Below are 20,981 nucleotides of genomic sequence, written 5' to 3' on the forward strand. Positions count from 1 at the left end.
CAAAAAAGGCTGTACCAAATAAATGGTCAGCCTTTTTTGATACCCTGCAGAGCAGATTAATTCAATTCGTTATCGTCATCATCATCCATCAGTTCTTCGAATTCCTGTGAGTCCAGAAATTCATCAAAGGCGTCCGCAGCAGTCTCGTACTCCTCGTCGTCCTCAATATTCTCCAGGGACGGTTCTCCGTTTTCCTCGCTGAAGCGGTAGAGGAATACTTCTCCATCCTCGTTTTCACCGTCTTCATTCAGAGGGAGCAGTGCAATATATTCTCTATCGCCTGCAGGGAAGATTGTGAGTACCGCGCATTCCACAACCGTACCGTCATCCAGGGTAAGGGTTACCCTTGCCTCCCCTTCACCGCAGTCACTGCCGCAGCATCCGCAGTCTCCGCCGCAATCGTAATCGTGTTCGCTCATAATCTGTACCTCTCATTTCATAAATTTTTGTTAAACGATTACTTTCACTTTATCAGAAGGAGCGTACAATTGCAAGTCCTAAATTGTTTTGCCAAATATCCATTTCCTATGTTATAATGCCTTTATCCTGAAAATAATAATAGGGTAACATCCTATCGGTGAAGCCGATTTAAATAAAAAGGACAGGGAGGTACGGACAGAATGAAACTGATATCCTGGAATGTAAATGGATTGAGAGCCTGTGTGCAGAAGGGCTTTCTGGATTTTTTTCATGAGGCGGATGCAGATATTTTCTGTGTTCAGGAGACAAAGCTGCAGGAGGGCCAGATTGATCTAAAGCTTCCCGGCTATTATCAATACTGGAATTACGCGGTGAAAAAGGGGTATTCCGGAACCGCGGTCTTCACAAAAACGGAACCTATTCAAGTAACCTATGGAATCGGAATGGAGGAACATGATCAGGAGGGGCGTGTGATAACTCTGAAGTATGATTCCTGCTATGTGGTCACAGTTTACACTCCAAACTCCCAGAGCGAGTTGGCCAGGCTGGATTACCGGATGCAGTGGGAAACAGACTTCCTGGCATATTTAAAAAGGCTGGAGGCAGATAAACCGGTCATCTTCTGCGGGGACCTGAACGTGGCACACGCAGAGATTGATCTAAAGAACCCAAAGACCAACCGGAAAAACGCCGGATTTACAGATGAAGAGCGGCAGAAATTTACGGAAGTTACACAGGCGGGCTTTATCGATACTTTCCGCTATTTTTATCCGGATCAGGAGGGGATCTATTCCTGGTGGTCTTACCGGTTTAAGGCCAGGGAGAAGAATGCGGGGTGGCGCATTGACTATTTCTGTGTTTCAGAGAGCTTAAAAGAAAAGCTGAAGGATGCGAAGATCCACACAGAGGTACTGGGTTCAGATCACTGTCCGGTGGAGCTTGACATCTCAATGGAAGCGTAGGCGTCGGCCAAGATACCAAAAACAGAGGAAGGCAGAAAATGAATCTTTTAACAATCGAAAATCTGACGAAGGTATACACGGAGAGAAAAATCTTTGATCAGGCAGACTTCAGTATCAGCACTGGAGATAAGGTAGGCGTGATTGGAATCAATGGAACCGGAAAGTCCACTTTGCTGAAAATTGCGGCAGGTCTGGAGAGCCCGGATGAAGGAACCGTGACGAAAGGAAGCCAGGTGGTTGTCAGGATGCTGATGCAGAACCCCACCTTTCAACCACAGGATACTGTTCTGGAGGCAGTGCTCTCGGGAAACCGAACAAAGATGAATGAGTGGACAGTGGAGAGCGAAGCAAAGGCAATGCTGAACCAGCTGAAGATTACGGGCTTTGACCAGAGAATAGAGCACCTCTCAGGCGGGCAGAAAAAGAGGGCTGCGCTGGTTTCTGTACTTCTGCTGCCTGCGGACATTTTGATCCTGGACGAGCCCACCAACCATCTGGACAATGAGATGGCATCATGGCTGGAGGGGTTTCTGGAAGCCTACCGGGGCGCTGTACTCATGGTAACCCATGACCGCTATTTCCTGGACCGGGTGTCCAACCGGATTGTGGAGATTGACAAGGGGAAAATTTACAATTATCCGGGTAATTACTCAGAATTTGTCAGGCTAAAAGAGGCCAGACAGAATATAGAGGTTTCCTCAGAGCGCAAACGCCAAAGCCTGCTGCGCACGGAACTGCAGTGGCTGGCCAGGGGGGCCAGAGCCAGGTCCACCAAGCAGAAGGCACATATTGCCAGGATTGAAAATCTGATGGAACAGACCGGACCGGTAAAGGATGCAGCAGTAGAGATGAGCTCCGTCTCCACCAGAATGGGCAGGAAAACCATAGAAGTGAGAGAACTGGCCAAGTCCTACGCAGATAAGCTGCTGTTTCGGGATTACTCCTATATCTTTCTGAGAGGGGAGAGGATCGGCATAGTGGGGGAAAACGGTTGCGGCAAAAGCACACTTTTGAAGATTATTACTGGCAGAGTCCAACCGGATTTCGGGTGGGTAGAGATCGGTCAGACTGTCAAGATAGGCTATTTTTCCCAGGAGAGTGAGGAGTTAGACAATAAGGTCCGCGTCATCGATTATATCAGGGATGCCGGTGAGTATGTGGTTACCAAAGAGGGTACCGTGACCGCATCCCAGATGCTGGAGCGCTTTTTGTTTGACGGTACTATGCAGTACAGTCCAATAGGGAAGCTTTCCGGAGGGGAAAAGCGCAGGTTACATCTGCTCAGAGTCTTGATGGAAGCTCCGAATGTACTGATACTGGACGAGCCTACAAACGATCTAGATATCCAGACACTCACGATCCTGGAGGATTATCTGGATGGATTTGACGGCATAGTGATTACCGTATCCCATGACCGCTACTTTCTGGACCGGATTGTTAGCCGGATTTTTGCCTTTGAGCCAGGGGGTGTGATACGCCAATATGAGGGCGGGTACTCAGATTACCTGGCTGCTGTAAAAGACTGTGAGCCAAAGGCAGAGAAAAAGTCTGAGGAAAAGAGCGGGACTTCAAATGAGAGGGGAAACCGTGTAAGGGAAAGGAAGCTGAGATTCAGCTACAAAGAGGAACGTGAATTTGCCACTATAGATGATGACATAGAGGCACTGGAAGAACGCCTGAGAGCTCTGGACGAGGAGATTGAGGCTTCCGCCAGCAGTTATGACAAGCTTACCCGGCTGATGGAGGAAAGGGAAGAGACAAAACAGCAGCTGGAGGATAAAATGGAGCGGTGGGAGTATTTAAATAACTTGGCAGAGCAGATAGAGCGGGAAAGGGCAGGAGAATGAATTGGAGAAAAAAGAGAGCAGGACAGAGCACAAGGTAGAAAAAGGAAATGTGGAGAGACTGGGTGCAGTGAGGGAGGGCGACGGGATTAATTTTACGGTTGCTGTTAAAACAAAGGAACCGGTCAGCCTACTTCTATATAAAAAGGGAACCTGTGAGGTGGAGGAGGAGATTACTTTTTCACAGGCAGCGAAAGCAGGGGATGTGCGGGCCCTGAAGGTATTGGGTCTGAAGGCGGAGAAGTATGAATATAATTACCGCATAGGCGAAAAGGTGGTTCAGGACCCCTGCGCAAGACTGCTGGTGGGTCAGGGGGCATTCGGAGAGAAAAAGCCGGAACAGGAACATGAGATCCGGTGTGGATTTGACACAGGGGATTATGACTGGGAAGGAGATGCCTCACCGGGGATAGCGTATCAGGATGCAGTGATGTACACCTTGCATGTGCGGGGCTTTTCCATACAGCCCGGTTCAGGAGTGCGCCACAGAGGGACCTTCAAAGGCGTTCAGGAGAAGGCGGAGTATTTAAAAGAGCTTGGTATAAATCAGGTAAAACTGATGCCAGCCTATGAGTTTGAGGAGATAATCAGACCATCGCGGGGAGTAAATTCCAGATTTGCCAGAGAGGGAGAGCAGGTAGAAAATACGAAGGTCAATTACTGGGGATACGGTCCGGGGTATTATTTTGCTCCAAAGGCTGCCTATGCAGCGACCGCCCATCCTGCGAAGGAGTTCAGGGATATGGTGCTCACCCTGCACCGTCTTGGGATCGAAGTGCTGATGGACATCTATTTTACTGCAGAGACGGACTATAGGGTAGCTGCGGGCTGCCTGATGAGCTGGATTACGAACTATCATGTGGACGGTTTTCATCTGGTTGGAAACCAAAGGCTGGCGAATATTTTGGCCAGAGATCCGCTCTTTACCGGGACAAAGCTGTTGGGCGAGTATTTCCCCCCGGAGGAGACTTATCCGGATGGGCAGCTGCCGTTTGTCCGCAACTTAGGTGAATATAATGATGGATTTCAGATGGATATGCGAAGGCTTCTAAAAGGCGATGAAAATCAACTGGACTCCTTTGTTTACAGGCTGCGCAGAAATCCGGATTACTGCGGGGTAATCAATTATGTCTCAGACCATAATGGCTTTACACTCATGGATGCGGTGTCCTATGAGGAAAAGCACAATGAGGCCAATGGAGAGAAAAACCAGGACGGTCCGGACTGGAATTTGAGCTGGAACTGTGGGATTGAGGGTCCCAGCAGAAAAAAGAAGGTTGTTGAGTTGCGTCTGCGCCAGATAAAAAACGCACTGGTGATGCTGCTGCTGAGTGCGGGAACCCCCATGCTGCAGGCGGGAGATGAATTCGGCAATTCACAGAACGGGAATAACAATCCCTATTGTCAGGACAATGAGATTGGCTGGGTGGACTGGAAGTGCAGCAGAAAGTATGCGTCTGTCAGAGAGTTTACAAAAGGTCTCATTGCTTTTCGGATGCGTCACAGGATCTTGCACATGGAGAGGGAACTGCGCATCATGGATACGCTCTCCTGCGGGTATCCGGACCTCTCCTACCACGGAAACAGAGCCTGGTTTGGCGGATTTGAGAACGGAAACCGTCAGGTTGGAGTGATGTACTGCGGGGAGTACGCAGGGGAGGACTGTTTTATCTATGCCGCATATAATCTGCACTGGATCGAGCACGAGTTTGCGCTGCCCCATCTGCCGGAGGGGATGGTCTGGTACACGGCTATAGACACCTCAAAGGGAATATACCCGGTAGGGGAGGAGCCTGCTCTGGGGGGACAGAAGATGTTTAAAGTCCCGGAGAGGACCATCATTGTATTGATTGGAAGGAAGTAGAGAAGATTCATGATAGGAAAGGCAATCGGGCATTTTAAGACCATCACCAGTCATAAGCTGCTGGTGATGAAAGGGTGTTTTCAGGTGGGACTTTACCGCCAGGGACTTTTGCACGATCTGTCCAAGTATTCTCCCATCGAATTTTGGGTGGGGTGCAGGTATTATCAGGGGAACCGAAGCCCCAATAACGCAGAGCGGGAGGAGCGGGGCTATTCTTCTGCCTGGCTGCACCACAAGGGGCGCAACCGCCACCACTTTGAATACTGGATTGACTACAGTATTGAGCAGAATGCATTGCCCATGGCAGGAGTAAAGATGCCCAGGAAGTATGTGGCAGAGATGGTTATGGACCGTATCGCTGCCTCCAAAATTTATAATGGGGAAAACTATACGGTCCATGATCCGCTGAAGTATTATCTGAGGGGAAAGCACCACTATATGATGCATCCTAAGACAGCAAAGGAACTGGAGCATTTGCTGCGAATCCTTGACCGCAAGGGGGAAAAAGCCCTCTTCGCGTATATTCGAATGCGATATTTAAAAGAAAGCAGCAAAGCGTAAGACATTTTATTGAGGATACACCAGACGGTCCTCAGTTATGTTTTCCAGAACCTGTGTCAGAAACTTATCTGCCAGATACCTGGCCATGGGAAGATTCATGTCCAGATAGTTACCGCAGTCCTTTGGGGATGCCCCGGGGACATCGCCCTGAAAGTCACGGATAAAGGCAAACATTTCTGTGAGCAGAGGGAGGATCTCCCGGGATGAGTAATCCCCGGCCAACAGCAGGTAAAAACCCGTCCGGCATCCCATTGGGCCAAAGTAGACGATTTTGCTGCCAAACTCCGGGTGATTGCGCAGAAAGGTGGCTGCTAGGTGTTCAATGGCGTGCATCTCAGCAGTATTCATGACAGGTTCCTCATTGGGGGAAGTCATTCGAATATCAAAGGTGGTTACAGTCTCCTGACCGATATGATCCTTTCTGGATACATAGATGCCTGGCTGAAGTTTAATGTGGTCTATGGTAAAGCTAGCTATTTTTTCCATGGTAACACTCCTTTTTTACAACCATTATAATCACAATGATACGTAAATTCAATAGGAAGATGTATGTTACTGTGAACAGTAGCGGCTATTGCTCGATCCGTGACCCGTAACAAAAGGCGGACTAGACTTTAGATTAGGTGAGTGATACAATAGACGTGCTATTAGGCGTACTTGAGTCAACAAGAATAAGTGAGGATTTTACCACCTCAATAGGTGGGGGGAGTACTCTGTTAAACTACCTAGCTTGAATTGAAACAACAACGAATCAAACAGCATACATGGAGGGAAAGATAGAAATGATTAATGATAAAAAAGTACTGTTTAGCGGAATGCAGGCAACGGGAAACCTGACCCTGGGCAATTATCTTGGCGCACTGAAGAACTGGGTGGCTCTCAGCGATGAATACGAATGCTTTTACAGTGTCGTAGATCTGCATTCCATCACAGTCCGCCAGGACCCTGCAGTACTCAGAAAGAGAGCGAGAGCGCTTTTGACGCTCTATATTGCGGCCGGACTGGACCCTGAGAAAAACTGTATTTATTACCAGTCGCACGTCTCCGGTCATGCGGAGCTGGCATGGATACTGAACTGCTTTACCTACATGGGTGAGCTCAATCGAATGACGCAGTTTAAAGACAAGTCTGCAAAGCATGCGGACAATATCAATGCCGGTCTCTTTACCTACCCGGTGCTGATGGCAGCGGATATTCTCCTGTTCCAGGCAGATATGGTTCCGGTAGGTGTTGACCAGATGCAGCATTTGGAGATCACAAGGGACATAGCAGAGCGGTTTAACAATATTTACGGGGATGTGTTTACGATACCTGAGGCTTACATCGGAAAGACAGGGGCAAAGATCATGAGCTTGCAGGACCCTGTAAAGAAGATGTCCAAGTCCGATGAGAATCCCAACGGCAGCATCTATCTCATGGATGATCCGGACACGATTATGAGAAAGTGTAAACGGGCGGTGACAGACTCAGAAGCCCGGATCGCATACAGGGAGGTGCAGCCCGGCGTGAAAAATCTGATAGACATCTACAGCACCTGCACCGGAAAAACTCCGGATGAGACTGTGAAGGAGTTTGAAGGACGGGGATACGGGGAACTGAAGATGGCTGTGGGTGAGTCTGTGGTTTCCGTGCTAAAGCCCATCCAGGAAAAAGTGGCACAGCTTGAGAAAGACAAAGCTTACATTGACAGTGTTATTAAGAACAATGGGGAGAAGGCAAACTATTATGCACTGAAAACGCTGCGCAAGGTGCAGCGCAAGGTGGGATTCCCTGACAGGATTAGATAAATGAAAATGCTGATTTATCCCCCGCTTACATGAAGTAAATTAATGCATCGAAAGATGTGGTCGTACTCAGTTAAGCTGTTTTCATAGGAGGCAAAATGAAGGATGAGAGAAAAAAGGGAAATGCATGGGCGCTTCTTCCCATTGGAGTTTTCCTGATTATATTTATCGGTATGGCTCTGGTAACAGGGAGCTTTGAAAGTATGCCAGCAATTGTCGGTTTTTTGATTGCTCTTGCAGTGGCATTTCTTCAGAACAAAAAACTAAATTTTCAGGCAAAGGTAACCGTGATTTCAAATGGTATGGGGGATGAAAATATTGTTACCATGTGCTTGATTTTCCTGGCAGCGGGGGCCTTTTCCGGTGCGGTGAAGGCAGCGGGCGGAGTGGACAGTACAGTGAACTTAGGGCTCTCCATCATGCCGTCCAGCGTGGCGGTCACAGGCCTTTTTTTGATTGGGTGCTTCATCTCCCTTTCCATGGGTACCTCCATGGGTACCATAGCTGCTATGGCCCCTATAGGTGTGGGTATCAGCAGCAAGACGGGGGTGGCACTTCCCATCTGCATCGGGGCTGTGGTGTGCGGAGCTATGTTCGGAGATAACCTGTCCATGATCTCAGACACCACCATTGCGGCTGTCCGTACCCAGGGATGTGAGATGAAGGACAAGTTTAAGGAAAATTTCTTTATTGTGCTGCCTGCAGCCATTATCACGGGAATTATCTTCTTTGTACTCTCCGGAACAGGAGCAAAGCAGAGCTTTGGAGATTTGGACTACGAGCTGTTAAAGGTGGCTCCGTATCTGGTAGTATTGGTGGGCGCCCTGATCGGTTTAAATGTTTTTGTTGTGCTGATCGCCGGGACCATTCTCTCACTGATTGTGGGGGTTGGAACAGGCGCGATTCTTCCAGCACAAATATTCTCCGTTGTGGGGGACGGGGTGACCGGTATGTATGACATTACCGTGATCTCATTTATCGTGGCCTGTATTGTCTCCCTGGTGAAGGAACATGGGGGGATTGACTTTATCCTCCGGGTAATCCGCAGGGCAGTAAAGGGAGAAAAGGGAGGAGAAGTGGGAATCGCCATGCTGGCTTTGGCAGTGGATGCCTGTACGGCAAACAATACGGTGGCGATCGTCATGTCAGGTCCCATTGCGAAAGAGATTAGTGATGAGTTTGGCGTATCTCCTAAGAGGAGCGCTTCGCTGTTGGATATCTTTGCGTCTGTGGGGCAGGGAATTATACCATATGGCGCTCAGCTGCTCTCTGCAGCCACGCTCTCCGCACTCTCGCCTTTTCAGATCATGCCATACCTTTTCTATCCGTTTTTGATGTGTATCAGCGCCCTGGCGTTTATCGCTTTTCGGAGGAGAAAAAAGATGTAACAGTTCACTCAGGTCTGAGCATTTACTGTTCAGACCGTGAGAAAATACTGTGAACGCGTGAACAGTAACCAAAAGACGGAATAACCAGGAGACGGAAGGCACTGCAAGATTGCACAGGCAGTAAATGTGTGTTAAGATAAAGTATCTATGGACATTCAGCAGGGGTAAAGCGGATTGTCTAAATTTATATATATACAGAATGAGAAGGAAAAAATATGACAACGCAGAAAAGAATCTTGATTGTAGAAGATAATGAGATTAATCGTGCCTTGCTGCGTGAAATTTTAGCACAGAAGTATACGGTATTGGAAGCAGAAAATGGGCAGGAAGCCTTAAATGTCATGAAGGAGTACAAGGGAAAGATTTCCCTGATTCTATTGGATATCATTATGCCTGTTATGGATGGGTATACCTTCCTCTCAATCGTGAAGGCGGACCCGATCTTTTCAGCAGTTCCAATTATCGTTACAACACAGAGTGACAGCGAATCGGACGAGGTTGCTGCACTGGCACACGGGGCTGCCGATTTTGTGGCAAAACCATATAAGCCCCAGATTATATTGCACAGGGTGGCCAGCATTATCCACCTCAGGGAGACGGCTGCCATGATTAATCAGTTTGAGTATGACCGCCTCACCGGACTCTACAGTAAGGAGTTCTTTTACCAGAGAGTAAACGAAACCATACTGCAGCATTCGGACAAAGAGTACGATATTGTCTGCTCTGACATAGAAAATTTTAAACTTATCAATGATGTCTTTGGTATCCCCACAGGTGACCGCCTTCTCTGCGGAGTGGCGGATATGTATGTGAAACTGGTGGGGGAGAACGGTATTTGCGGCCGTTTTAATGCCGACCAGTTTGTGTGTCTGTTAGAGCGCCCAAAATCCTACACGGATGAGCTGTTTGTCAGTGCGGAGAAACAGCTCAATGAGCTTTCCAACACAAAGAGCGTGGTGCTAAAGTGGGGGATTTACTCGGTAATAGACAGGACCATATCTGTGGAACAGATGTGCGACCGGGCTTTTTTGGCAGCCCACAGCATCAAAGGACAGTACGGAAAGCACTTTGCCGTCTACGGTGAAAATTTGAGAAACAAGCTGCTGCGTGAACAGGCCATCACAGACAGCATGGAGACAGCACTCAAGGAGGGGCAGTTTGCCATATATCTTCAGCCGAAATATTTGATCAAAAACGATGAACTGGCTGGTGCGGAGGCATTGGTGAGGTGGAATCATCCACAGTGGGGATTTTTATCACCCGGTGAGTTTATTCCGCTGTTTGAAAAAAATGGATTTATAACGCAGTTGGACCAATTTGTCTGGGAAAAGACCTGCGGAGTGCTCCATGAGTGGCAAAAAAAAGGTCTTCCCCAAGTACCCGTCTCGGTGAATGTCTCCCGGGCGGATGTCTATCAGGCAGATTTGGTTGAAAACCTGATAAGGCTTCTGGAAAAATATGAATTATCCCCTGAATTCCTGCACTTGGAAATCACGGAGAGTGCCTATACGGAGAATCCGGAACAGATCATTGATACCGTAAGCTGTCTGCGCGAAAAGGGGTTTGTGATTGAGATGGATGATTTTGGAACAGGATACTCTTCCCTGAATATGCTCAATCAGATGCCTTTGGATATTCTGAAGCTGGACATGAAATTTATCCAGAGTGAGACGGCAAAGCCCTCGGACCAGGGGATACTGAAATTTATTATGGGTCTTGCAAGGTGGATGAAGCTGGATGTGGTTGCCGAAGGCGTGGAGACCCAGGAGCAGTTGGACCGTTTGAGAGAAATCGGATGTGACTACGTGCAGGGATACTTCTTCGCAAAGCCAATGCCGTGTAAAGATTTTGAGCGTTTATTGGCCGGGAAACAGAGAGGATAAAGGATGGAGAATCAGAGAACAGCCTTACAGACAGTGGAGGCATTTTGCCGGAATTGGTTTGAGCTGCGCAAAACAGAGAAAGCTGCCGCGTTTCTGGCAGAGGACATAAGTTTTGTAGGGACTGGAAAGAAAGAAGTGGCACAGGGAAAAGCGGAGATGACAGCGTATATCCGGCAGGATATCCGGGAGCTGCAGGAGCCATTTGCCTGTAGTTTTGAGATGATCCACCAACAGATGCTGGGGAAAGACATCTGCAGCATTTCCATGGAGATGGAACTGAAGAACACGGTGTATACCTGGTGCCTGCGCGTATTTTTTGTTTTAAAGCAGGATGAAAAACAGGGATGGATGATTAAAAACTTTCACGCTGCAGAGCCTGGAAGAAGCCAAAAGGGAAGCGAGCATTATCCCCAGACCGTTGTTGTGGAAGCCATAGCAAAGCAGCGACAGGAAATGCTGAACGAATCCTATCCCGGCGGCATGATGGGCGGGTACATAGCGGATGGATTTCCTTTTTATTTTATAAATCAGAAGATGCTGGATTATCTGGGATATGAGAATGAGACTGAGTTTGTGGAAGATATCCAGGGACGGATATCAAACTGTATATATCCGGATGATCTGGAGATGGTGAACAGGAGTGTGTCTGAACAGCTGGCAGAGAGGAAAGAATATGTAGTGGAATACCGGATGCGGAAAAAGGATGGGTCCTATATCTGGGTGCATGTTTTCGGCAGGGAGACTACAGATGAGAACGGCAGGCCGGTGGTTTCTTCTGTGTGTCTGGACATCAATGTACAGAAACAGGCACAGGAGGAAGTTCTGCATCTATACAACAATATTCCGGGTGCGGTTTTTCGTTGCAGATATGATGAGAGACTTTCCATCATTGACGCCAATGACGGACTATTTGAATTTATCGGATATACTAGGGATGAGTTTGCCGCTATGGGTAACCAGATGGCAAATATCTTTTACCCCGAGGACTATGAGGAGATATTCTGCAAGCTAAGGGAACAGTTAAAAGGCGGGAAAAGCATCCGGATCGAGCATCGGCTGCGCTGCAAAGACGGCACGGAGAAGTGGGTATCTGTGAAAGCGCAGTTGTTCACAGAGGAGGATGGAGAGCAGTATTTTTACAGCGTGTTTGTAGACATCACAGAGGAAAAACAGCTTCAGGTACATGTCAGAGAGCTCTATGAGCAGGAGTTAGCTTATTTCGCAGATGTGGCGTCCGAGGAGGGGAGTCTTCAGGGGACAATCAACGTTACGCAGGACAGGCTGGAGAGTTATTTATCCACCTCCAATGTATCGGTTGCGGATATTGGAGCTTCTTACAGGGAAACGATTGAGAGTTTGGCGGCCTCAGCGTTAAATCCGGAGGATCGGGAAACCATATCCAATACTCTGGACAGAGAGAAAGTAATGGATGATTTTTCCGTGGGAAAAGCGGATTATCAGTTCGAATTTCTGCGCAGACGCAATGATGGAAGTCTGTTTTGGAGCAGTACACGGCTTCGGTCCTGTCTGAATCCGGAAACGGGAGATATCATTGTATTCTTCTACACCCTGGACATTACCGAAAAGCTGATGCAGGAAAGACTGCTCAATCAAATGACAAATCTGGACTATGACAATATTGTGGATGTCAATATTTTAAATGATACTTATCGCATTATCTCTAATTCTGGAAACAGCGTGGAAAGCCTGCCCCAGAAGGGAGAATTCCAAAAAGAGATAAGAAAGCTTGCCTGCGATAGGATGGATGAAGAGCACCAGAGTGAGTACCTGAGAAATCTGGACTATGGATATATGCAGCGAAAGCTGGGACAACAGGACTCCTACAGCTTTATCACAGAAATAAGCACTGAGGAGAGAATAAACAAGGTCAAAAAATACCAGGTTTTCTACATCAGCAGGGAATTGGGGCGCGTCTGTGTGACGCGTACGGATGTGACGGATATTGTGCAGCAGGAGCAACGCCAAAAAGAGGAGCTGGCAGCAGCTTTGGTGGCGGCAGAGCAGGCAAATGCGGCAAAGACAGATTTTCTGTCGCGGATGAGCCATGAGATTCGTACACCTATGAATGCAATCATCGGAATGAGCACAATCGCGGCGAAAGCCATAGGGGATGATGAGCAGGTGGAAGAGTGTATCTCTAAAATAGGAATCTCTTCCCGCTTTTTGCTGTCCCTAATCAATGATATTTTGGATATGAGCCGCATCGAGAGCGGCAAAATGCTGCTGAAAAGCGAGAGGATTCCCACAGAAGAGTTTTTGTACGGAATCAATTCCATCTGCTATTCCCAGGCTAACGGAAGGGGAGTGGACTATGAGTGCATTCTGGACCCTGTGATGGATGACTATTACATAGGGGATGCCATGAAATTGCAGCAGGTGCTGATCAATATACTGAGCAATGCGATTAAGTTTACACCAGAGGGAGGCAAGGTTACCTTCTCCGCTAACCAGCGCAGGCGTACGAAGAATGACGCGGAGCTGCGCTTTATTGTAAATGACACCGGGGTGGGAATGAGCGAGGATTTTCTTCCCCATATTTTTGAACCATTTTCTCAGGAGTCAACCGGCACGACCTCCCTGTACGGCGGCACCGGACTGGGCCTGGCCATTTGTAAGAATATCGTGGATATGATGGATGGTAAAATCACCGTGCGTTCCATAAAAGGAGTGGGAACGGAGTTTACCATTGATGTAAAGCTGGGCATCACTGAGGAGGAAAAGCTCAGGCATAATCAGAAAAAGCACACCTACAATTTCTCCCACTTGAAGACACTGGTGGTGGATGACGATGTGGCGGTCTGTGAAAGCGCTGTGGTCACACTGCTGGAGATGGGGGTGAAGGCTGAGTGGGTGGACAGCGGGCGTAAGGCTATCCAGAGGATTGAAACTCTTTGGAGCAGCGGGAAGTACTATGATCTGATTCTAATTGACTGGAAAATGCCTGAGATGGATGGGATAGAGACAGCACGCCGAATACGTCGGATCGTGGGGCCGGAGGTGACCATCATAATCATGACCGCCTATGACTGGGCATCCATTGAGCACGAGGCCAAGCTGGCAGGTGTGAATTTGTTGATGAGCAAGCCAATGTTCAAGTCTTCTCTCGTATCCGCATTTTCACAGGTGATAGGGGAGAAAGAAGAAGAAAAACAAAGCATTCAAGTGATTGATTATGATTTTAGCGGCAGGCGAATTCTGCTGGCGGAGGATAATGCCATCAATACGGAAGTAGCGGTTCTGCTGCTTCAGAGTAAAGGCTTTGAGGTGGAAACGGCTGAAAACGGACTCCGGGCAATGGAAATGTTCAGTAAGTCAGAACCCGGCTACTACAGCGCGATTTTGATGGATATCCGCATGCCTCTGATGGACGGACTGACGGCTGCCACGAATATCCGGCATCTCAGTAATCCGGATGCCAGGAGCATTCCCATAATTGCTATGACAGCGAATGCCTTTGATGACGATATAGAGAAAAGCAAAGCAGCCGGAATGGTCGCACACTTGGCCAAGCCCATAGATGCGGAAAAACTCTATCAGACACTTTATGATTTTATATTTGGGAAAGAGGAGTAGGAAAATTCTTACTTTCTAAAATTTTGCTGGTGGTTTCTGTACAAAGCAGAGCCACCATTTTTTTGGCTAAAATAACCAAAACTCAGCTTTATACCAAATTAATGCGAACCATTTATTCTTAATACCGTTTTAATACGCAGAATGATATGCTGAAGTTAAGAAAATAGATGTGAAATTCTGTTTTTACACCGTTGGACGGAGGTGATCCAGTATGATGAGTATCTTGATGAAAATAGCGATTGTATTTGTGCTGGCCTGCTATCTCTTTTTTGTGGGATATTTTTTCACCAGAAAGATAGGAAATCTTCTGGAAGATTACCATGACACACCCCAGAAAAGGGAAGGGAAAGAGTGCGATGTGATGATTTTTGGAGACACGGAACTGGCTTGTGGGTGCGAATCTTACCTGAATGCCATGGGTGTCAACTGCAGCCGTATGGCAGTGGTGGAGGAAAATGTCCGCAGAACTGCTGGGAATGGCTGCTGTGTGTTCGCATTGGATGATTCGGATTACGAGAATCTGGTGGCCTGTGGGATGCTGCATGGTAAAGAAAAAAGGGGAAGACTGTATGCAGTCTGCAATGACTGGAAGAACAGGAACCTCTATCTGGAAAATGAGATCATGGTTCTGGACCGTGTGGGCATTTCCGCTGAGAATTTATATGAGATTGTGAGGAAGAGAAATGTTACAGAATATTCGCAGTAAAATGACCAGACCGCAGTTGATTGCACTGGGGTACTTTCTGGTAATATCGCTTGGAACAATTTTGTTGATGCTGCCAGTTGCCACAGAGCCGGGGGAAACTACAAGCTTTGTGACAGCGCTGTTTACAGCCACCAGTTCCACCTGTGTAACAGGGCTTGTGGTGGCGGATACCAGTGTGCATTGGAGCATATTCGGGCAATGTGTCATTCTGATGATGATACAGATCGGGGGCTTAGGGTTTGTAACCATTGGAGTGCTGTTCGCCATGTTTCTGAATAAAAAGATTAATCTGCGTACCAGAGGGCTTGTGCAGGAGAGTATGAATACCAACCAGGTGGGCGGCATGGTACGCCTGGTGAGGAAGGTAATTAAAGGAACGATTCTCATTGAACTGACCGGGGCCGCGCTTTTATCCATCCGCTTTGTACCGGAGTTTGGATTGGCAAAAGGGTTGTGCTTCGGTCTCTTTCACTCTGTATCTGCTTTCTGCAATGCGGGCTTTGACTTGATGGGGGGAAGCAGAGGGGAATACAGCTCTTTTACCACTTTTTCTGACGATATCCTGGTGAATGTGGTCATCATGTCACTGATTGTAGTGGGAGGTATTGGATTCCTGGTTTGGGACGATGTGACGAAACACAGGTTCCAGGTGAAAAAGTATATGCTGCACACAAAGATCGTGCTGTTTACCACATTTGTCCTGATTTTCGGAGGGGCTCTGTTTTTTTACATCTTTGAGAAACAGAATCTAATGACAGGCATGCCGGTCGGGGAGACGGTATTGACCTCCCTATTCAGCTCCGTGACAGCCAGGACAGCTGGATTTAACACGATTGATACCGCTGGACTTACTACCAGCTCCAAACTGCTGACCATTCTGCTGATGTTTATAGGGGGAAGTCCGGGCTCCACCGCAGGAGGGATTAAGACCACCACCATTATTGTGCTATTGATCTATGTATGGTCAAACTTAAGAAACTCCAAAGGCTGCAATATTTTTGGACGCAGGCTGGAGGATGATGCCATCCGCAAGGCCAGCAATGTGATTATTATCAGCCTGATTATGGCAATCACAGCATCGATTGCCATCTGTTATCTGCAGCCGCTGCCCATGGAGGATGTGATGTTTGAGGTGTTCTCAGCAATTGGAACAGTGGGAATGTCCACAGGAATTACCAGGGAGCTGGGGACTGCTTCCAGGATTATTATTGTTCTGCTGATGTACTGTGGGAGGATCGGCAGCATGGCTTTTGCTCTGTCCTTTACGGAGAGGCGGAAAGTGGCTCCGGTACAGTGTCCTGTGGAAAAAGTGATGATAGGATAGTAGAGAGTTACTGTGAACAGTAACAGTAGAGAAGGAGACGTTCATATGAAAACGGTATTGATAATTGGTTTAGGAAGATTCGGGCATCATCTCTGCCGTAAAATGGTGGAGCTGAAAAATGAGGTCATGATCGTGGACATAAAGGAGGAGGCTGTGGAGGATTTACTGCCCACAGTCACCAGCGCCAAGATCGGGGACTGCACCAATGAGGAGGTGCTTCACAGCCTGGGGGTGGGTAACTTTGATCTGTGTTTTGTGTGCATTGGAACCAACTTTCAAAGCAGCCTGGAAATTACCAATCTCTTAAAGGAGATGGGGGCTAAGTATGTGATCAGCAAGGCAAACCGCGACATTCAGGCCAAGTTTCTGCTGAAGAACGGGGCGGACGAGGTGGTATATCCGAATCGGGATATTGCGGAGAAGCTGGCTGTGCGCTGCAGCATCAACAATGTATTTGACTATATTGAGCTGAACGAGGGATTCACCATCTGTGAAATCCCGCCGCTTAGAGAGTGGATCGGAAGAAGCATCCGGGAGGTGGATTTTAGGAGCAAGTATCACATCAGTATTCTGGGTACCAAAAACGGGGGCAGAGTAAGCCTCCTTCCCCTGGCAGATCATGTGTTCCGAAAGGATGAACACCTTATGGTGATTGGCAAAAAAATAGATATTGATAAAATACTCAAAAGCCTTTAGAATAAGAGCTATGAAAAATAAACATGTAAAATATGTGTGCAGAATGCTGGCAGTGATGCTGGTCACATCCCTGTTCTCCATTCTGCTGAACAAAATGGGAATCGGAAAAGAAAATATACTGATGTTGTTTATCGTGGGGGTGCTCCTGGTGGCATACTGTACCAATGGCTACCAATATGGGATAATAGCATCCCTTTTGAGCGTAATGGCGTTCAATTTTTTGTTTACAGAACCGCTGCGTACCTTTTCCATATCCAACCAAAATGATGTTATTCTGCTCTTTTTCTTCTTGATAGCCTCCCTGATCTCCTCAAATCTAACGGTTCGTTTCCAGAGGCAGGTGCAGGTGGCAAGGGAGAACGAACAGCTGGCCAAGCAACTCTCCCTGGAGCAGGAGAGGATTCGCTTTGCCATGGAGAAGGAGCAGATGAGAAGCGGTCTGCTGCGCAGCATCTCCCATGATCTGCGCACGCCTCTGACCGGGATTGCGGGGGCCAGCAGCCTGCTTGTGGAGTCGGGAGCATGTCTGGACAGGGAGAGTATCCAAAGTCTGGCCAGAGATATCAATGATCAGGCGGACTGGCTGATCCAGCTGGTAGAAAACATCCTGAATATGACCAAGATTGACAGCGGCAACCTGGTGCTGGAAAAGAAACCTGAGGCAGTGGAGGATGTGATCAGCAACGCGGTGGCCCATGTGAAAAGCCGGAGAAAAGGCAGAAGTATCGAAATATCTGTGCCGGATACGGTACTTGTGGTGCCTATGGACGGTAAGATGATTGTCCAGGTGCTGACGAATCTACTGGATAATGCCATCAAACACACAGAGGAAAAGGGACGTATCGTGATCCGGGTGTGCGAGGATGCAGAGATGGTATGGTTTCAGGTGGAGGACAACGGAAATGGCATTGAGGAGACCATAAAAGATAAGCTTTTTGAGGAATTTGTGACTTTCCGCCCGGGCAGCAAGGACACTGGCAAGGGGATCGGCCTTGGCCTAGCCATCTGCAAAGCGATTGTGGCGGCCCACGAAGGCAGAATAGAGGGCTTTAACAGAGAGACAGGGGGAGCTTGTTTCCGTTTCAGTCTGCCCAAAGAGGTTTCCTTAGCTGGCAGTAAAAATGAGTAATCACTCTAGGAGAGGTAGCAGAGTATGGACAGAGAGATATTGGTACTGATTGTTGAGGATGACAAGTACATATCCAATTTTATATGCATGAGCTTAAAGCAGGAGGGCTACCGGTATATAAAGACAGCTACCGGAAGAGAGGCTATCAGTCTTTGCTATGCCAACAATCCTGATATAGTAATACTTGATCTGGGGCTTCCGGACATAGATGGCATTGAGGTGATTGAACATATCCGCAGTTACTCTGACAGGCCGATCATTGTCGTTTCCGCCAGACAGGAGGAGGGGGAGAAGATCAAGGCTCTGGATCTGGGAGCAGACGACTATGTGGTAAAACCCTTTTACATGGGGGAACTGCTGGCCCGAATCCGGGTTGCAGTTAGAAAGGCTGAGAAGAGCACAGGGCCGGAACCGTCGGCTGTGTTTGAGAGGGCTTATTTGAAAATTGACTTTGAAAAACGGCAGGTCTATATTGACGGACAGGAAATCCATCTGACCCCTATTGAATATAAGCTGCTGAATCTTTTGGTCACAAACAGGGGAAAGGTGCTGACCCACAACCAGATTCAGAGTCAGATCTGGGGTTACGGGGAGGGCGGCGACCCAAACAGCCTGAGGGTGTTTATGGCAACGCTCAGACGAAAAATTGAAAAGGATACAGCCAATCCCAGGTTTATTATCACGGAAGTGGGGGTTGGCTATCGGTTTACCGAATAGCGCGTGATGTGCGTAAAAAAACCTGGAAGACAGGGTCATGTCTTTCAGGTTTTTGTTGTATCTGGAGAGCATTTTCAAAAGTGTACAGGCTTTGAGACGATTTTAACACAATTTTAACACGGTACGGATTTCTCTAACCCCTATTTTATGCGGGCTTTGCTATACTGCAAATGCAAAAGCAATAGGAAAGGAGAAATATTATGGAAATCTTAATTTGGCTCATTGGGGCAGCTGGTATCGGAATGTTAGTTTATTACACAGCGATCTTACTGAAAGGAGATGACAGGTAATGGAAACAGTGATTCAGTATGCAGTTTATCTGATTATACTTGTGGCACTGGGCATTCCTCTGGGCGCCTACATGGGTAAAGTAATGAATGGGGAAAAGGTCTTCTTAAGCAGAATTCTGGGGCCCTGCGAACGGCTGTTCTACCGTGTGATGCATGTAAAGAGCGACGAGCAGATGACTGCAAAAAAATATGCTTTGAGTGCCATATTTTTTAATGTGATCGGTTTTGCAATATTATTCCTGATGCTGATGCTTCAGGGAATCCTACCTTTCAATCCTGAGAGGATCGAAGGCAACTCATGGCATCTTGCCTTTAATACAGCGGCCAGTTTTATGACCAATACAAACTGGCAGGCCTACAGCGGTGAGTCCGGTCTCAGTTATTTTTCACAGATGATGGGGCTTACGGTACAGAACTTTGTATCAGCCGCCACAGGAATCGCTGTACTCTTTGCTGTGATCCGCGGTTTTGTAAAAGTAAAGGAAAAAGGAATCGGAAGTTTCTGGGTGGATTTGACCAGGTCGGTATTGTACATACTCTTGCCGCTGGCAATCATTGTGGCTATTGCCCTGGCGTCACAGGGAGTTGTGCAGAATTTCTCCCCGTATGATAAGGTGCAGCTGGTGGAGCCAATTGCAGTTGACGCAGAGGGTGGGATCATAGAAGAGGCGGTTATTGACAGAGAAACCCAGACAGTTATGGTGGATGGTCAGGTCGTTCCGGATGCCTCTATTGTGACGGAGGAGGTTGTGCCCCTTGGGCCTGCGGCCAGTCAGATTGCGATTAAGCAGCTGGGAACCAACGGCGGCGGATTCTTTGGGGTGAACTCTGCACATCCATTTGAGAATCCTACTATTTTCACAAACTTGCTTGAAATGCTGTCATTGCTTTTGATACCAGTGGGCTTATGCTTTACCTTTGGTAGAAATGTAAAAGATAAAAAGCAGGGTGTCGCCATATTTGCAGCCATGTTTATCATGCTGACAGGTGCATTGGCCGTCTGCGCGTACAATGAACAGGCAGGAACGCCTCAGCTTGCACAGAATGGTGCGGTTGCTGTGGCCAGCACAGATGGGACAGCGGGTGGAAATATGGAAGGCAAGGAGACCAGGTTCGGCATTGCAACATCAGTCACCTGGGCCACATTTACAACAGCAGCCTCAAATGGTTCTGTAAACTCCATGCACGACTCTTATACCCCAATCGGAGGACTTGTGCCAATGCTTTTGATGCAGCTGGGAGAGGTCGTATTTGGAGGCGTCGGCTGCGGACTTTACGGAATGCTGGCCTTTGCCATACTGGCAGTGTTTATAGCAGGGCTGATGGTGGGGCGTACCCCTGAATACTTGGGCAAGAAAATCGAGCCTTTTGAGATGAAGATGGCAGTGCTCTGCTGTCTGGCCACTCCCATTGCGATCTTAATCGGAAGCGGTATCGCAGCTCTGCTGCCTGCAACAGCGGACAGTTTAAATAACCCCGGAGCTCACGGCTTGTCTGAGGTGCTCTACACTTATTCATCCGCGGGAGGCAACAACGGGTCTGCATTTGCTGGATTCAACGCCGATACACCGTTTCTGAATGTTTCCATCGGGCTGGTAATGCTTGTCGTCCGTTTTATACCAATGGTTACCATGCTTGCAATTGCAGGCCACATGGCAGCTAAGAAAAAGGTTGCCGTAACAGCCGGCACGCTCTCCACTGCAAACGGCTTGTTTATATTCCTTCTGATCTTTGTGGTACTGCTGGTGGGAGCCTTAAGTTTCTTCCCGGCCCTGTCCCTTGGACCAATCGCGGAATTTTTTCAGATGATAGCTTAAGG

At 47.9% G+C, this 20,981-nt stretch carries 16 protein-coding genes; 14 read left to right on the top strand and 2 right to left on the bottom strand.

All coding sequences use genetic code 11. The features are described 5' to 3' along the window. Window positions 1-56: 56 nt before the first annotated feature. Window positions 57-419: a DUF1292 domain-containing protein gene (locus tag AC0THY_RS12730; RefSeq protein WP_489990974.1), complete on the bottom strand. Its 363-nt coding sequence runs from the start codon at window positions 417-419 to the stop codon at window positions 57-59. Between the two features lie 201 nt (window positions 420-620). Between AC0THY_RS12730 and AC0THY_RS12735 the strand changes: the two genes are divergently transcribed. Genes AC0THY_RS12735 through AC0THY_RS12750 form a run of 4 tightly spaced genes read left to right on the top strand, consistent with a single transcriptional unit; the run spans window position 621 to window position 5,651 of the window. Then, the gene (locus AC0THY_RS12735) at window positions 621-1,382 is read left to right on the top strand and encodes an exodeoxyribonuclease III (protein WP_489990975.1); all 762 of its coding nucleotides are present in this window, start codon (window positions 621-623) and stop codon (window positions 1,380-1,382) included. A 38-nt stretch (window positions 1,383-1,420) separates the two neighbouring features. Next, window positions 1,421-3,229 carry an ABC-F family ATP-binding cassette domain-containing protein gene (locus AC0THY_RS12740; protein WP_489990976.1) on the top strand — a complete coding sequence of 603 codons (1,809 nt, stop codon included), beginning with the start codon at window positions 1,421-1,423 and terminating at the stop codon, window positions 3,227-3,229. Between the two features lies 1 nt (window position 3,230). Next, on the top strand, window positions 3,231-5,090 hold the full coding sequence (locus AC0THY_RS12745; protein ID WP_489990977.1) for an alpha-amylase: 1,860 nt from the start codon (window positions 3,231-3,233) through the stop codon (window positions 5,088-5,090). A gap of 9 nt (window positions 5,091-5,099) precedes the next feature. Further along, entirely contained in the window at window positions 5,100-5,651 is a 552-nt protein-coding gene (locus AC0THY_RS12750) for a DUF5662 family protein (protein ID WP_489990978.1), read from the top strand. Between the two features lie 6 nt (window positions 5,652-5,657). Here AC0THY_RS12750 and AC0THY_RS12755 read toward each other — a convergent pair whose 3' ends face one another. After that, window positions 5,658-6,137, bottom strand: coding sequence for an S-ribosylhomocysteine lyase (locus AC0THY_RS12755; RefSeq protein WP_489990979.1), 480 nt, complete (start codon window positions 6,135-6,137; stop codon window positions 5,658-5,660). 296 nt (window positions 6,138-6,433) lie between these two features. Between AC0THY_RS12755 and trpS the strand changes: the two genes are divergently transcribed. The 10 genes from trpS to kdpA all read left to right on the top strand — a co-directional run bounded on the left by trpS (window position 6,434) and on the right by kdpA (window position 20,979). Then, window positions 6,434-7,438 carry a tryptophan--tRNA ligase gene (gene trpS / locus AC0THY_RS12760; RefSeq protein WP_489990980.1) on the top strand — a complete coding sequence of 335 codons (1,005 nt, stop codon included), beginning with the start codon at window positions 6,434-6,436 and terminating at the stop codon, window positions 7,436-7,438. Between the two features lie 95 nt (window positions 7,439-7,533). Beyond that, on the top strand, window positions 7,534-8,823 hold the full coding sequence (locus AC0THY_RS12765; protein WP_489990981.1) for a Na+/H+ antiporter NhaC family protein: 1,290 nt from the start codon (window positions 7,534-7,536) through the stop codon (window positions 8,821-8,823). Between the two features lie 215 nt (window positions 8,824-9,038). Next, window positions 9,039-10,706: a two-component system response regulator gene (locus AC0THY_RS12770; RefSeq protein ID WP_489990982.1), complete on the top strand. Its 1,668-nt coding sequence runs from the start codon at window positions 9,039-9,041 to the stop codon at window positions 10,704-10,706. Between the two features lie 3 nt (window positions 10,707-10,709). Next, the gene (locus tag AC0THY_RS12775; RefSeq protein WP_489990983.1) at window positions 10,710-14,300 is read left to right on the top strand and encodes a response regulator; all 3,591 of its coding nucleotides are present in this window, start codon (window positions 10,710-10,712) and stop codon (window positions 14,298-14,300) included. Between the two features lie 211 nt (window positions 14,301-14,511). After that, on the top strand, window positions 14,512-15,006 hold the full coding sequence (locus AC0THY_RS12780) for a hypothetical protein (protein ID WP_489990984.1): 495 nt from the start codon (window positions 14,512-14,514) through the stop codon (window positions 15,004-15,006). Beyond that, entirely contained in the window at window positions 14,984-16,330 is a 1,347-nt protein-coding gene (locus AC0THY_RS12785) for a TrkH family potassium uptake protein (RefSeq protein WP_489990985.1), read from the top strand. The genes AC0THY_RS12780 and AC0THY_RS12785 overlap by 23 nt, the downstream gene beginning before the upstream one ends. Window positions 16,331-16,375: 45 nt before the next feature. Beyond that, window positions 16,376-17,026: a potassium channel family protein gene (locus tag AC0THY_RS12790; RefSeq protein ID WP_489990986.1), complete on the top strand. Its 651-nt coding sequence runs from the start codon at window positions 16,376-16,378 to the stop codon at window positions 17,024-17,026. A gap of 10 nt (window positions 17,027-17,036) precedes the next feature. Next, a complete protein-coding gene (locus AC0THY_RS12795) occupies window positions 17,037-18,155 on the top strand; it encodes a sensor histidine kinase (RefSeq protein ID WP_489990987.1) in 1,119 nt (372 codons plus the stop codon). Window positions 18,156-18,179: 24 nt separating this feature from the next. Further along, entirely contained in the window at window positions 18,180-18,872 is a 693-nt protein-coding gene (locus AC0THY_RS12800) for a response regulator (protein WP_489990988.1), read from the top strand. A gap of 289 nt (window positions 18,873-19,161) precedes the next feature. After that, complete coding sequence (kdpA, locus tag AC0THY_RS12805; protein WP_489990989.1) at window positions 19,162-20,979, top strand: potassium-transporting ATPase subunit KdpA; 1,818 nt, start codon at window positions 19,162-19,164, stop codon at window positions 20,977-20,979. The last annotated feature ends 2 nt before the right edge of the window (window positions 20,980-20,981 follow it).

Source organism: Ruminococcus sp. 8Y-12, assembly GCF_058119865.1.

Coding starts and splice junctions, on each gene's coding strand:
- AC0THY_RS12730 (WP_489990974.1), bottom strand. CDS start 419: ATGAGCGAACACGATTACGATTGCGGCGGAGACTGCGGATGCTGCGGC.
- AC0THY_RS12735 (WP_489990975.1), top strand. CDS start 621: ATGAAACTGATATCCTGGAATGTAAATGGATTGAGAGCCTGTGTGCAG.
- AC0THY_RS12740 (WP_489990976.1), top strand. CDS start 1,421: ATGAATCTTTTAACAATCGAAAATCTGACGAAGGTATACACGGAGAGA.
- AC0THY_RS12750 (WP_489990978.1), top strand. CDS start 5,100: ATGATAGGAAAGGCAATCGGGCATTTTAAGACCATCACCAGTCATAAG.
- AC0THY_RS12755 (WP_489990979.1), bottom strand. CDS start 6,137: ATGGAAAAAATAGCTAGCTTTACCATAGACCACATTAAACTTCAGCCA.
- trpS (WP_489990980.1), top strand. CDS start 6,434: ATGATTAATGATAAAAAAGTACTGTTTAGCGGAATGCAGGCAACGGGA.
- AC0THY_RS12765 (WP_489990981.1), top strand. CDS start 7,534: ATGAAGGATGAGAGAAAAAAGGGAAATGCATGGGCGCTTCTTCCCATT.
- AC0THY_RS12770 (WP_489990982.1), top strand. CDS start 9,039: ATGACAACGCAGAAAAGAATCTTGATTGTAGAAGATAATGAGATTAAT.
- AC0THY_RS12775 (WP_489990983.1), top strand. CDS start 10,710: ATGGAGAATCAGAGAACAGCCTTACAGACAGTGGAGGCATTTTGCCGG.
- AC0THY_RS12780 (WP_489990984.1), top strand. CDS start 14,512: ATGATGAGTATCTTGATGAAAATAGCGATTGTATTTGTGCTGGCCTGC.
- AC0THY_RS12785 (WP_489990985.1), top strand. CDS start 14,984: ATGTTACAGAATATTCGCAGTAAAATGACCAGACCGCAGTTGATTGCA.
- AC0THY_RS12790 (WP_489990986.1), top strand. CDS start 16,376: ATGAAAACGGTATTGATAATTGGTTTAGGAAGATTCGGGCATCATCTC.
- AC0THY_RS12795 (WP_489990987.1), top strand. CDS start 17,037: ATGAAAAATAAACATGTAAAATATGTGTGCAGAATGCTGGCAGTGATG.
- AC0THY_RS12800 (WP_489990988.1), top strand. CDS start 18,180: ATGGACAGAGAGATATTGGTACTGATTGTTGAGGATGACAAGTACATA.
- kdpA (WP_489990989.1), top strand. CDS start 19,162: ATGGAAACAGTGATTCAGTATGCAGTTTATCTGATTATACTTGTGGCA.